General features: G+C 64.1%; 12 protein-coding genes. 9 read left to right on the forward strand and 3 right to left on the reverse strand.

From position 1 onward, the window contains the following. Positions 1–20 precede the first annotated feature (20 nt). Positions 21–983 carry an SDR family NAD(P)-dependent oxidoreductase gene (locus ACRECS_RS02690; RefSeq protein ID WP_431581416.1) on the reverse strand — a complete coding sequence of 321 codons (963 nt, stop codon included), beginning with the start codon at positions 981–983 and terminating at the stop codon, positions 21–23. Positions 984–1,161: 178 nt separating this feature from the next. Here ACRECS_RS02690 and ACRECS_RS02695 point away from each other — a divergent pair, with 178 nt between their 5' ends. From ACRECS_RS02695 to ACRECS_RS02720, 6 genes are all read left to right on the forward strand, one after another. Beyond that, positions 1,162–2,058, forward strand: coding sequence for an AraC family transcriptional regulator N-terminal domain-containing protein (locus ACRECS_RS02695; protein ID WP_431581417.1), 897 nt, complete (start codon positions 1,162–1,164; stop codon positions 2,056–2,058). Between the two features lie 65 nt (positions 2,059–2,123). Then, complete coding sequence (gene rpiA / locus ACRECS_RS02700) at positions 2,124–2,801, forward strand: ribose-5-phosphate isomerase RpiA (RefSeq protein ID WP_431581638.1); 678 nt, start codon at positions 2,124–2,126, stop codon at positions 2,799–2,801. 64 nt (positions 2,802–2,865) lie between these two features. Then, on the forward strand, positions 2,866–4,962 hold the full coding sequence (tkt, locus tag ACRECS_RS02705) for a transketolase (RefSeq protein WP_431581418.1): 2,097 nt from the start codon (positions 2,866–2,868) through the stop codon (positions 4,960–4,962). Next, positions 4,962–6,089: a transaldolase gene (gene tal, locus ACRECS_RS02710; RefSeq protein WP_431581419.1), complete on the forward strand. Its 1,128-nt coding sequence runs from the start codon at positions 4,962–4,964 to the stop codon at positions 6,087–6,089. The genes tkt and tal overlap by 1 nt, the downstream gene beginning before the upstream one ends. A 154-nt stretch (positions 6,090–6,243) precedes the next feature. Then, the gene (gene gnd / locus ACRECS_RS02715) at positions 6,244–7,230 is read left to right on the forward strand and encodes a phosphogluconate dehydrogenase (NAD(+)-dependent, decarboxylating) (RefSeq protein ID WP_431581420.1); all 987 of its coding nucleotides are present in this window, start codon (positions 6,244–6,246) and stop codon (positions 7,228–7,230) included. After that, entirely contained in the window at positions 7,227–8,048 is an 822-nt protein-coding gene (locus ACRECS_RS02720; protein ID WP_431581421.1) for a Cof-type HAD-IIB family hydrolase, read from the forward strand. The genes gnd and ACRECS_RS02720 overlap by 4 nt, the downstream gene beginning before the upstream one ends. A gap of 79 nt (positions 8,049–8,127) precedes the next feature. Here ACRECS_RS02720 and ACRECS_RS02725 read toward each other — a convergent pair whose 3' ends face one another. Beyond that, a complete protein-coding gene (locus tag ACRECS_RS02725; RefSeq protein ID WP_431581422.1) occupies positions 8,128–8,496 on the reverse strand; it encodes a winged helix-turn-helix transcriptional regulator in 369 nt (122 codons plus the stop codon). A 107-nt stretch (positions 8,497–8,603) separates the two neighbouring features. Between ACRECS_RS02725 and ACRECS_RS02730 the strand changes: the two genes are divergently transcribed. Together ACRECS_RS02730 and ACRECS_RS02735 are read left to right on the forward strand one after the other, a co-directional pair. Further along, a complete protein-coding gene (locus ACRECS_RS02730; protein ID WP_431581423.1) occupies positions 8,604–9,182 on the forward strand; it encodes an FMN-dependent NADH-azoreductase in 579 nt (192 codons plus the stop codon). Between the two features lie 144 nt (positions 9,183–9,326). Beyond that, a complete protein-coding gene (locus ACRECS_RS02735) occupies positions 9,327–10,763 on the forward strand; it encodes an NAD-dependent succinate-semialdehyde dehydrogenase (protein WP_431581424.1) in 1,437 nt (478 codons plus the stop codon). A 4-nt stretch (positions 10,764–10,767) separates the two neighbouring features. Here ACRECS_RS02735 and tet read toward each other — a convergent pair whose 3' ends face one another. Beyond that, a complete protein-coding gene (gene tet, locus ACRECS_RS02740; RefSeq protein ID WP_431581639.1) occupies positions 10,768–11,970 on the reverse strand; it encodes a Tet(A)/Tet(B)/Tet(C) family tetracycline efflux MFS transporter in 1,203 nt (400 codons plus the stop codon). Between the two features lie 75 nt (positions 11,971–12,045). On the opposite strand from tet, the gene ACRECS_RS02745 reads away from it, so the two are divergent. Next, complete coding sequence (locus ACRECS_RS02745) at positions 12,046–12,684, forward strand: TetR/AcrR family transcriptional regulator C-terminal domain-containing protein (RefSeq protein WP_431581425.1); 639 nt, start codon at positions 12,046–12,048, stop codon at positions 12,682–12,684. Positions 12,685–12,753 lie beyond the last annotated feature (69 nt).

Below are 12,753 nucleotides of genomic sequence, written 5' to 3' on the forward strand. Positions count from 1 at the left end.
AAAGGGCGGCCAGGAGACGGTCAGAAGCGCTCACTGACCATCTCTTCGCTTTTCGCCCACAGCGCTTTGGCGTGCTCGGGGTCGAGCGCATAGGCTTGCACACCGCCGCGAAGGCCCTGGCCATGGACGATTTCAGCGACATGGCAGTCCTCGCAATAGCCTCCGCCAATTTCCTCGGGCGCGGCAACGATCGCCGCCCAGACTGATGTGGCGGCACCTTGCGGCACGGTCTTGTAAGTGAACGGCGGCAGGCCGGCGGCCAATTGTCCAGCATTGATCGATTCGATCAGCGCATCGGTCGCTTCCTCGGTCATATGGCGGGCGAGTTCGGTCCTGATCCCGCCGGGATGGACCGCAGTGGCGCGAACACCCCGCTCCTTGTGACGACGGTCGAACTCGACGGCGAACAGGATGTTCGCGGTCTTTGACCGGCCATAGGCGACGAATTCGGCATAGGGCGTATGGTCGAAATTCGGGTCGTCGAGATCGACATCGGCATAGCGATGCCCCGCCGAGGACAGGTTCACCAGCCGTCCGCCCGGCTTGAGCAGCGCGGCGATACGGTTGACCAGCACGAAGTGGCCGAGATGATTGGTGCCGAATTGGGTTTCGAAACCATCGGCCGTTTTGCCCTGCGGACAGGCCATCACGCCGGCATTAGCGATGATCACATCGAACGGACGGCCATCGGCGTTGAGCGCATCGGCACAAGCCCGCACGCTGGCCAGCGAGGCCAGGTCGAGCTGGACCAGTTCGAGGCCGCCGCCATTGGCCGCCTGATCGCGGACCTGGGCAGAGGCGCGTCGCCCCTTGTCGAGGTCGCGCACCGCGCCGACCACCTGTGCACCCCGTGCCGCCAACGCCCGAGCCGTTTCAACGCCGAGGCCGGCTGAGGCACCCGTCACCAGGATCCGCTTGCCCGACAGATCCACCCCGTCAAGCACGTCGTCCGTGGTCGATTCTGCTCCAAATAACCGGGTCATTTTCTGTTCTCCTGAAAAAAAGGGGCCGGACGCGATCGGTGCGGCTGCCTCTATCTGGGAATAGGGTCGATCAGACCGACGCCCGATCATGTCGATCTCTTGCCTATTCCTATCAAAAGCCGGGCCGCGTTGGTCATCCGGTCTTGTTTGCCGCCGGCGTTGCGCCAATCTTGGCGGCATGCGCGAACAACTGAGCGAGATGTGCCGACTTGCTGAGCGCCATGCCGGCCCGACCGGGCGCGCCACGGTGCTGCCGCGCATGTCATTGTTCGTGACCGGCGCGATGACCAGCCCGACGGCGTCGCTCTATCAGCCGATGCTATGCCTCGTATTACAGGGGGCAAAGCAAGTGATGGTTGGCGACCGTGTGCTGCGTTTCGACCCGGCAAGCTATTTCATTGCTTCGCTGGAACTCCCGGTATCGGGCCGGATCATCGAGGCAAGCGAAGAAAGCCCCTATATCTGCGTCAGCCTCGCGCTCGACCCCGATGTGATCGCCGCGCTGATCCCCGATGTGCCGGCCAGGCCCGACGGTCAGACTGCCGGTTTCGCGGTCAGCCCGGTCACACCGCAAATACTCGATCCCTGGGCGCGGCTGTTAACCTTGCTCGATACGCCCGATGATGTCCCGGTCATTGCGCCGATGCTCGAGCGCGAGATTCTCTATCGCCTATTGCAGGGGCCGCAGGGCGGCGTGCTGCGCCAGATTGCGCGCGCCGACAGCCGCGTCTCGCAAATCCGCCAGGCGGTCGGCTGGATCCGCCTGCATTTCGACCAGCCATTGCGAGTCGAGGCGCTGGCTGACCTTGCCGGCATGAGCCCCGCCTCGTTCCATCGCCATTTCAAGGCGGCAACCGCGATGAGCCCGTTGCAGTACCAAAAGACGCTGCGCCTGCAGGAAGCGCGCCGCCTGATGGTGACCAGTACCGATGCGGCACGCGCCGCCTATCGTGTCGGCTATGAGAGCGCATCGCAGTTCAGCCGTGAATATGCGCGCATGTTCGGGGCGCCGCCGTCGCGCGATGTGGATCGGTTGCGCGGGCTCGATGTGGAGGCTCTTGGCGAGCTTGCCTGAAGCACATGCCTTGCAGACCCGCCGCTGCAGTGCGAATTTGGGCAATTGCAACCGGAGAACTGGCCATCGCGCACGACGAGGATAAACGACTTGCGGCACTTGCCGCCGCGGCAGAGGTGGAGTCCGGCATGATCGTCGGGCTCGGCACCGGTTCGACCGCCGCCTGGCTGATCTATCATCTGGCGGAGCGCGTCCGGGGCGGCCTGTCGATCACTGCCGTCGCCACCTCTCACGCCACTGAGCGCGCCGCACGTGGCGCCGGTATCGCGGTCCTCGCGTTCGACGATCTCGCTACGATTGACCTCGCCATCGACGGCGTGGACGAGATCGACGACGGGCTTCTGGCGATCAAGGGAGCGGGCGGCGCGATGCTGCGTGAAAAGATCGTCGCCACTGCGGCGCGGCGCATGATTGCCATCGCCGACGGATCGAAACGTGCCGTGGAAATCGGGCGTGCGCCGGTACCGGTGGAGATATTGCCCTTTGCCCGCACATTCGCACGCGACCGGTTGAAGGCGCTGGGCGGGACCCCGACATTGCGCATGACGAATGATCGGCCATTCGTCACCGATCAGGAAAATCTGGTGATCGATTGCAGCTTTCCCGCCTTGCACGATGCCGCCGCGACGGCGGCACGGATTGCAGCGATCCCCGGCGTGCTCGGTCACGGCCTGTTCCTGAGCGAGATCGATACGGCCTATATCGCTGAAAACGGCCGGGTCAGCCGAATGGATCGTCTATGACGCCTGTCGCGGCAACCGGGCGGCCCGTGTCGCGTTGGGGTGGCAGCATAAGGAAACCGTGCATATGAGCGATACCGAAGCGCCCGCCCGTCCCGTAACCGGCCTGCACGAAGACGGGTCGCTTCCCCGGTTGACCATCGATACGATCCGCACGCTGGCGATGGATGCGGTGCAAAAGGCCAACTCTGGCCATCCCGGCACGCCGATGGCGCTGGCGCCGGTCGGCTACACGCTCTGGTCGGATTTTCTGCGCACCGATCCGGCGGTGCCCGACTGGCCCAATCGCGACCGGTTCGTGCTCTCGGTCGGGCATGCGTCGATGCTGCTTTATGCGCTGCTCCATCTCGCCAAGATCCGCGAGATCGACGCCGATGGGAAGCCGACCGGCAAGCCCGCGGTCAGCCTTGATGATATCAGGGAGTTCCGCCAGCTCGATTCCAAGACCCCGGGCCATCCCGAATATCGCATGACCACGGGCGTCGAAACGACCACCGGGCCACTCGGTCAGGGCTGCGGCAATTCGGTCGGCATGGCGATCGCCGAGCGGCATCTCGCGGCGTATTTCAACCGCGACGGCTTTCCCGTGTTCGATCATGACGTCTATGTGCTGTGCGGCGATGGCGACATGATGGAGGGCGTGTCGGGCGAGGCCGCCTCGCTTGCCGGGCATCTCAAACTGTCCAACCTGTGCTGGATCTATGACAGCAACACGATCAGCATCGAGGGGCATACCGACCTCGCCTTTATCGAGGATACCGGCAAGCGGTTCGAGGCTTACGGCTGGAACGTGATCCATGTCGATGACGCGAATGATTGCGGCGCGGTGGCCAAGGCGCTGGAGACATTCCGCGCGACCGACGACAAGCCGACCTTCATCGTCGTGCGCTCGATCATCGGCTGGGGAAGCCCGCGCGCCAATAGCGAAAAGGCGCATGGCGAGCCGCTCGGCGAGGATAATGTCCGTGCGACCAAGAAAGCCTATGGCTGGCCCGAGGACGCACAATTTCTCGTGCCCGACGGCGTGGCCGATCATTTCCACGATGCCATCGCCGGGCGCGGCGAGCCGCTGCGCCAGGAATGGGAGGCGATGTTCGAGCGCTACCGCGCGGCGCATCCCGATCTCGCCGCGGAACTCGACCTTGCGCGCAAGGGAGAACTGCCGGATGGCTGGGATGCCAACATTCCGGTGTTTCCTGCCGATGCCAAGGGCATTGCCTCACGCGAGGCAAACGGCAAGGCGCTCAACGCGATCGCCCCGCACCTCCCGCTGTTAATGGGCGGCGCGGCCGATCTGTCGCCCTCGACCAAGACCAATCTGACCTTCGATGGTGCCGGGTCGTTCGAGGCGAGCGACTATGGCGGGCGCAACATGCATTTCGGGGTGCGCGAACATGCCATGGGCGCGATCGCCAATGGCATGGCACTGTCATACATGCGTTCCTACACTGGCACCTTCCTGGTCTTTGCCGATTATATGCGCGCGCCGATCCGGCTTGCCGCGATCATGGAATTGCCGGTGATCTTCGTCTTCACCCATGATTCGATCGGCGTCGGCGAAGACGGTCCAACGCATCAGCCGATCGAGCATCTCGCTACGCTGCGCGCGATCCCCGGGCTCGACACGATCCGCCCCGGCGATGCGAATGAGGCGGCCGAGGCGTGGAAGGTCGCACTGACTCACACGCATGAGCCAAGCGTGCTGATCTTTTCGCGCCAGGCGATCGCGACGCTCGACCGCAGTAAATACGCCCCCGCATCCGGTCTGGCCAAGGGCGCCTATATCCTCGCCGATGCAGAAGGCGGCGATCCCGAGATCATCCTGATCGGTACCGGCAGTGAAGTCCCGATGGTGGTTGCGGCGCACGAGCAGCTGACCGCGTCGGGCGTACGCTCGCGCGTAGTGTCGATGCCGAGTTGGTATCTGTTCGAACGGCAGGATCGCGCCTATCGCGACTCCGTCTTTCCCCGTTCGGTCACCGCACGGCTCGCGGTCGAGCAGGGCGGCGAGCTGGGTTGGGACCGCTATGTCGGGCTCGACGGGCGAACGATCACCATGTCGACCTTCGGCGCCTCCGCGCCGCTGGCGAAATTGCAGGACAAATACGGCTTCACCGTCGAAAATATCGTCGCGGTGGCTGAGCACATGTTGGAGAAGAAATAATGGGACGGCTGAACGATCTCGCGGCGAAGGGCCAGGCAGTGTGGCTCGATTTCGTCGATCGCAAATTCCTCGCGGCGGGCGGCTTGCAGAAGCTGGTCGATGAGGATGGGCTGACCGGGGTCACCTCCAATCCCTCGATCTTCGAAAAGGCAATGGGGCAGGGCGATGCCTATGATGCGGCACTCGCCGAGTATGACAAGGCCAATCCCGGCGCCTCGACCATGGCGCGCTACGAGCATCTCGCGGTCCAGGACATCCAGGCCGCGGCCGACACGCTGCGCCCGGTCTATGACCGGCTCGACGCGAAGGACGGCTATGTCAGCCTTGAGGTGTCGCCCTATCTCGCCGCAGACACCGACGCGACCATCGCCGAGGCGGCCAAGCTATGGGCCGAGGTCGACCGCGCCAACCTGATGATCAAGATTCCCGGCACGCCGCAGGGCGTTCCCGCGATCGCGGCGACGATCGACGCCGGGATCAACGTCAACGTCACGCTGCTTTTTTCGATCGACGCCTATAAGGCGGTCGCGCTGGCCTATGTCGCCGGCCTTGAGAAGCGCGCCGGACGCGGCGAGCCGATCGACCGCATCGCCAGCGTGGCGAGCTTCTTCGTCAGCCGCATCGATACCAAGATCGACGACGCGATCGATGCGCGCGTGAAGGACGGCGATGCAGAGGGCGACGCGCTGAAGTCGGTTCGCGGCAAGGTCGCCATCGCCAACGCCAAGCTCGCTTATGCCTGGTATGAGGAGTTCATCGCCTCGGATCGCTGGCAGGCGCTGGCCGCCAAGGGCGCGATGCCGCAGCGGCTGCTCTGGGCGTCGACCGGCACCAAGAACCCCGACTATCCCGATACGCTCTATCTCGACACGCTGATCGGCGCCGATACGGTCAACACCGTGCCGCCCAAGACGCTCGATGCATTCCGCGATCATGGCATTGTCGCGGAGACGCTGAGTGCTGACGTCGCTAGTGCGCGCCATACGCTGGCGGAGGCCGAACGGCTCGGGCTTGACCTGAACGGCGTGACCGACACGCTGGTCGAGGAAGGCGTGCACAGCTTCGCCAAGGCGTTCGACGACCTGCTCGGCGCGATCGCTGCCAAGCATCCCGAAGCGGTGGCCTGACCTATCTGCTTCCCCCGGCGAAAGGCCGGGGTCCAGTCGGAATGGCCGAAGTAACCAGGCGCATCGCTCAGTTATCAACGTCTCCCAACTGGACCCGGCCGTCGCCAGGGGAAAGCCAATCTTTTTCGACCGTGTTTGAAAGGCGTACGCTGCAATGAAGATCGGTATCATCGGCCTCGGCCGGATGGGCGGCAATATCTCGCGTCGGCTGATGCGCGCGGGGCATGAGACGGTGGTCTATGACCGCAATCCCGATGCGATCGCGGCGCTGGCCGGCGATGGCGCCATCGCGGCCGACTCGCTTGAGGATATGAAAGGCAAGCTCGACAGCCCGGCGATCTTCTGGGTCATGCTGCCGGCGGGCGATCCGACCGAGCAGACGATTGCGACCATCGCCGGCCTGTCCGGCGACGGCGACATCATCATCGATGGCGGTAACAGCTTCTACAAGGACGATATCCGCCGTGCGAAGGAGCTGGCGGACAAGAAGATCCGCTATGTCGATGTCGGCACATCGGGCGGCGTCTGGGGCCTGGAACGCGGCTTCTGCATGATGGTTGGCGGCGACAAGGCGGCGGTCGATCATATCGACCCGATCCTCGCAGCCCTTGCGCCCGGCATCGGCACCATTCCGCGCACCCCCAATCGCATGGCCAATGAAGGCGAGGATGCGCGCGCCGAACAGGGCTATATCCATGCCGGCCCGGCGGGTGCGGGGCATTTCGTGAAGATGGTCCATAACGGCATCGAATATGGCCTGATGCAGGCCTATGCCGAGGGCTTCGATATCCTCAAGTCCAAGGCCTCGGAACGCCTGCCCGAGGATCAGCGCTTCGACCTTAACCTGACCGACATTGCCGAAGTCTGGCGGCGCGGCAGCGTGATCTCGTCCTGGCTGCTCGATCTGTCAGCGGCGGCGCTGGCCAAGGACATGGCGCTCGAGCAATTCTCCGGCAATGTCGCGGATTCGGGCGAGGGGCAATGGACGATCGACGCCGCGATGGAGGAAGCGGTGCCGGTCAACGTCCTCTCCGCCGCGCTGTTCGCGCGCTATCGCAGCCGTGTCGATCATACCTTCGGTGACAAATTGCTCTCGGCGATGCGCTACGGCTTCGGCGGCCATGTCGAGATTCCGCAATGAGTTCACCCGGGGGTGAGCCGGTCAGGCTCGTCGTCTCCGACCTCGACGGCACGCTGGTCGACAAACACAAGCAGCTGACTCCGGCAGTGATCGCTGCGGTCGCACGGCTGCGTGCGGCGGGCATTGGCTTCACCATCATCAGCGCGCGGCCCCGGTCGGGAATGATGCCGATCGCCGATGCGCTGCAGATCGACGATCCGATGGGTGCGTTCAATGGCGGCACCGTATTCCGCCGCGATGGCACCATCCTGTGCCAGCATCGCATCGATCCGGATGTGGTGCGGACGATGTTCGATTTGGTCGGCGATGCCGCCGTGGATCGCTGGGTGTTCGCCGACGATATATGGTATGCCAGCACCGATCAGGGCGCGCATGTCGCCAGCGAGCGCATCGCGTCGAACCAGGCGCCGGTCATCACCAGCGACTTCTCCGCGCTCTATGATCGCGCCGACAAGCTGACTTTCGTCAGTGACGACCCCGCCTTGCTGGCTGATCTCCGTGATCGAGCGACGGGACTGTCTGCACGTGCCACGATCGTTCAGTCGCAGACCTATTATCTCGATGTCACGGCGCTCACCGCCAACAAGGGCGATGGCATCACGCTGCTTGCCGAAGCGATGGTGACGCCGCTCGCCAATGTCGCGGCAATCGGGGATCAGGCCAACGATCTGCCGATGTTCGAACGCGCTGGCCTGTCGATCGCGATGGGGCAGGGGCCGGCTGAAGTGCGCGCCAAAGCGGATCTGATCACCAGCGGGAATGATGCCGATGGTGTGGCGCGCGCGATCGGGGAGATGATCCTGGGTGTCGCTGTTTGAGCGTGCGCGCGACTCTTTTTGAGTTGCGCCGATTCACGACCCCGGTTCGTCTCGAACGGAAGGGTGAGCGGACCCCGTCTTAATCCTCGCTCCGCGCATCGAATTCGGCCCGGCTGCGCTCGATTGCGTCGATATTGGCCATCGCCCAATTGCCCAGCCCGGTCACCGGCACGCACAGCGAATGCCCGAGATCGGTCAGCGCATAATCGACCCGCGGCGGGATCGTCGGGAAGACGGTGCGCGTGACGAGCCCATCGCGCTCCAGCCCGCGTAACGTCAGGGTCAGCATACGTTGCGAGATGCCGTCAATATTGCGCTTCAAGTCATTGAAACGGCGCGGTCCCTGCGACAGGATCATCACCACCAGGATGCTCCATTTATCGCCGACCCGCGCCAGAATCGGCGCGACTGGACGGCAACTTTCCTGAGTCACAGGGAGCTTGACCATGGTCACATCGGTGTGCCCGGGTAACAAAATAGTGCCTCCTTGCGGGCTGTGTGGACAGTCACATATCCAGCCTCGGTTACTGATTGATACCACAAGGACTCGCAAACATGAAACTTCTCCATATCGACTCCTCGATCCTCGGCGACAATTCGGTCAGCCGTGCCTTGTCGGCCTCGGCCGTCGCCCGGTTTCGCGCGATCGATCCGTCGCTGCAACTCATCCGGCGCGACCTGGCGACTGACCCCCTGGTGCATTACGACCTCGCCGCGATGGCAGGTGAAACACCGGGCCCGGCCGCCGAGAGCGCAGCAGTGCTTGAGGAGTTCCTGGCCGCTGACGTGGTGGTGATTGGCGTGGGGATGTATAATTTCTCCGTCCCCAGCCAGCTCAAGGCATGGATCGATCGCTTCCTGGTTGCCGGCAAGACGTTCAGCTATGACGAGAACGGTCCCAAGGGCCTGGTCGGCGATAAGCGCGTGATCATCGCGTTGTCGCGTGGCGGCTTTTATGGCGGGGATGGGGCAATGGCGGCCGCGGAACATACCGAAAATTATCTGCGCACGGTATTCGGCTTTATCGGTATCACGCCCGAATTCGTCATCGCCGAGGGCGTGATGGTGAGCCCCGAGCACAAGGTCAGCGCAATCGATGCGGCCGAACGCCAGATCACCGCGCTGGCTGCCTGAACTCAGCCGCCCAATCTCAGGGGGAATAGGGATTTCGCCCAACCCAATGTCGTTCTAGGGTTCCTCCAACGCCAGACACGGGAAACCGCTTCGCCATCACAAGGTGGCGGGGCGGTTTCATCGTTCCCGCAATGAGGTTCTTCGATGACGCATGATTACGATCCACAGCTCGGCCTGTATATCGGCGGTGAATGGCTGAGCGAGGGCGGGCGAGACACGCAGGACGTGCTCAATCCGACCACCGGCGCAGTGCTCGCGGTGTTGCCGCTCGCGACTGCCGACGATCTGGATCGCGCGCTAGAGGCGGCACAGCGCGGCTTTCTCGCCTGGCGTGCCACGGCGCCTGAGGCGCGCGCGGCGGTGCTGACCAGAACCGCGGCGCTGATCCGCGAACGCATCGACCGGCTCGCCCGGCTGGCGACGCTCGAGCAGGGCAAACCCTTTGCCGAGGCGCGCGGTGAAGCGCTGGCAGCCGCAGCCATGCTCGATTTTCATGCCGGCGAAGCCGTCCGCATCTATGGCCGCGTCCTGCCACGCCCGTCGGGGATGCGCTCGCTGGTGCTGCAGCAGCCGGTCGGCCTGGTCGCCGCATTCTGCGCCTGGAATTTCCCGATCCTGAATGTGGTGCGCAAGCTCTCGCCGGCGCTTGCCTCGGGCTGCTCGATCATTCTGAAGCCAAGCGAAGAAACCCCGGGCAGCGCGGTCGAGACCATACGCTGTTTCCAGGATGCCGGCCTGCCCGGTGATGTCGCGCAATGCGTGTTCGGCGTGCCCGATCTGGTGTCACGGCAACTGCTGACCTCATCGATCACGCGCAAGCTCAGCTTCACCGGCTCGGTGTCGGTCGGCAAGCACTTGCTGCGGCTCGCCGCCGATACGGTGATGAAGACGACGATGGAGCTGGGCGGCCACGGGCCGGTGCTGGTGTTCGACGATTGCGACCTCGACAAGTCGCTCGACACATTGGTCGCGCATAAATTCCGCAATGCGGGTCAGGTCTGCGTCTCGCCGACGCGCTTCTATGTGCAGCAGGGCATTTATGACCGTTTCGCCAGCGGCTTTGCCGAGCGCACCAAACGGCTGAAGGTCGGCGACGGGCTGGAAGCGGGCACGCAGATGGGGCCAATGGCCAATCCGCGCCGTCCCGACGCGATCGCGGCCATGGTCGAGGATGCGCGCAGCATCGGCGCGCGCGTGCTGGCCGGCGGCGACCGGGCGGAGGGAGCCGGGTTCTTCTATAACCCAACCGTCATCGCCGATGTACCGCTCAGCGCGCAGGCGATGAATGAGGAGCCATTCGGCCCGATCGCGCTGATCGCGCCGTTTGCCACGCTGGAGGAGGGGATTGAACAGGCCAACCGCCTGCCGTTCGGGCTTGCCGCGTATTGCTTCACCGAAAATGGCCGGCGGCAGAACATGCTCGGCGATGCGATCGAGGCCGGGATGGTCGCAATCAACAGCGTGCGGCTGACCTGGCCCGACAGCCCGTTCGGCGGCATGAAGGATAGCGGTTACGGGTCGGAGGATGGCCCCGAGGGGATTGCCGCGCACATGATCACTAAATCGGTGCATATCGCATAAGGCGTCAGGCCCTTGGCGTGGCATTCATCCCCGATCCTGGCGTCCGCCCGAACAGGAGCGGCAGGCAGAGCAGATAGAGCGCCGCGCCGGCGACCCAGACCAGGCCCGGAAAGGTCCCGCGCGAGGTGAAATAAGCTTCGCTGATGATCAGCGGACCGACGATCGACACCAGGCTGGTCATGCTGGTCAGCACACCCTGCAGCCGGCCCTGATCGGCATCGTCGACCTGATTCGACAGCAGCGACTGCAGCGCCGGTGCGCCGATCCCGCCGATACAGAATAGCGGGAAGAGCAGAAAGGCGAACCATCCCCTGGTGGTGAAGGCGATCGCGACATAGGCGATGGCATCTGCCGCGATGCCGATGATCACGGCACGGCGCTCGCCCCAGCGCTCGCTGACCGGCCCGGCGACAAATGCCTGTGCCAGGGCGTGGAACAGGCCGAACCCGGCGAGCGAGAGCCCGACCGTGATGCTGTCCCAGGCGAATTTGTCCTGGCCGTACAGCACCCAGATGGTGCCGCCGACTTCGCCGACCAGCGCCAGGATGATGAACATCGCAAGCAGCGGCAGCAAAGCCGGAAAGCTGAGCGCCCAGCGCAGCGGTGCGAAGGGGTGAAAAGCCGTGCGGTCGAGCGTGTCGCGCCGCGCGGTGTGCGATTCAGGCAGCACGAACAGCGTGACGAGCAGATTGAGCGCGTTGAGCAACGCCGCAGCGGCAAAGGGCGCGCGCAGCCAATAGGCGCCGAGCACGCCGCCAAGCGCCGGGCCGATGATGAAGCCGAGCCCAAAACAGGCGCTGAGATAGCCGAATGCCCGGGCGCGCCGGTCCTCCGGCACGATGTCTGTCAGATAGGCGGCGGCAACTGATCCGTTCGCCGCGGTGATCCCGGCAATCGCGCGCCCGAGAAACAGCCACCAGAAGGATGGGGCGAGCGTCATGAAGATATAATCGATCACGGCGCCGGCCATCGAGACGAGCAGCACCGGCCGTCGTCCGAACCGATCACTCAAGCTGCCGAGGATCGGCGCGCAGAGGAACTGTAACAGCGCGTAGAGCGACAGGAACGCGCCGAACCGCCAGCCAAGATCGTCGCTGTGCAACAGCGCGCGCAGCATGGCGGGCAGGATCGGCATGACCAGGCCGATGCCCATGGCGTCGAGGATGACGACTGACAAAATGACGGCGAGGGGTTTGTTCACAGTGATTCTTTATCGTTGATAAGTTCCTTATCGGCGATAAGGTGCTTGTCCATCATAAGTCAAGACGAAGCCGGGAATTGCATGAAGATCGACCGTCAGCAGATCGTCGCCACGGCGCTGGACGTACTCAACGATGTCGGGATCGACCGGCTCACCACGCGGCTGATCGCTGACCGGCTCGGCGTGCAGCAGCCGGCGCTCTACTGGCATTTCAAGAACAAGCGCCTGCTGCTCGATGCGATGAATGGCGAGATATTGACGCGGGGGCACCGTGAGCGGACGCCGCTGCCGGGGGAATCCTGGCAGGCGTTCATTCGCCGCAATGCGTACAGCTTCCGGTCGGCATTGCTCGCCTATCGCGATGCGGCGCGCGTCCATGCCGGTACCGAGGGCGATCCGGAGGATGTCGGTCATTTCGAGGCGCAACTGGCTTTCCTGGTCGCGGCAGGGCTGCCGGTCACTGATGCGTTTCGGCTGCAGATCGCGATTGGCCGCTACTGCGTCGGCTGCGTGATCGAACAACAGGCGGAACTGGCCAGCCCGCCCGACAAGGATGCGCTCGACCGGGCCGTGAAGGACCATCCGTTGCTGTCCGCGGCGATCGTCATGTACCGCGACGGCGGACATGATGCGCTATTCGAATCCGGTCTCGACCTGTTCATCGCGGGGGCGGAGGCGAGACTGAGGCACGCAGCGCCCAATTCGACCCGGTCGGGCTGAGCCGAGACCGCGATTATAGGGGAAGAAAATGGGGGAGAGCGCCCTGGGCAGCTCGATCCCCCACACTGC

It is taken from the genome of Sphingomonas sp. (genome assembly GCF_050725575.1).
GTDB lineage: Bacteria > Pseudomonadota > Alphaproteobacteria > Sphingomonadales > Sphingomonadaceae > Sphingomonas.

Bases quoted from the DNA above. Each gene is read 5' to 3' on its own strand.
- ACRECS_RS02735 (WP_431581424.1), top strand. From the start codon at position 9,327: ATGACGCATGATTACGATCCACAGCTCGGCCTGTATATCGGCGGTGAA.
- ACRECS_RS02725 (WP_431581422.1), bottom strand. From the start codon at position 8,496: ATGGTCAAGCTCCCTGTGACTCAGGAAAGTTGCCGTCCAGTCGCGCCG.
- tkt (WP_431581418.1), top strand. From the start codon at position 2,866: ATGAGCGATACCGAAGCGCCCGCCCGTCCCGTAACCGGCCTGCACGAA.
- ACRECS_RS02720 (WP_431581421.1), top strand. From the start codon at position 7,227: ATGAGTTCACCCGGGGGTGAGCCGGTCAGGCTCGTCGTCTCCGACCTC.
- gnd (WP_431581420.1), top strand. From the start codon at position 6,244: ATGAAGATCGGTATCATCGGCCTCGGCCGGATGGGCGGCAATATCTCG.
- ACRECS_RS02695 (WP_431581417.1), top strand. From the start codon at position 1,162: ATGCGCGAACAACTGAGCGAGATGTGCCGACTTGCTGAGCGCCATGCC.
- ACRECS_RS02690 (WP_431581416.1), bottom strand. From the start codon at position 983: ATGACCCGGTTATTTGGAGCAGAATCGACCACGGACGACGTGCTTGAC.
- ACRECS_RS02730 (WP_431581423.1), top strand. From the start codon at position 8,604: ATGAAACTTCTCCATATCGACTCCTCGATCCTCGGCGACAATTCGGTC.
- ACRECS_RS02745 (WP_431581425.1), top strand. From the start codon at position 12,046: ATGAAGATCGACCGTCAGCAGATCGTCGCCACGGCGCTGGACGTACTC.
- tal (WP_431581419.1), top strand. From the start codon at position 4,962: ATGGGACGGCTGAACGATCTCGCGGCGAAGGGCCAGGCAGTGTGGCTC.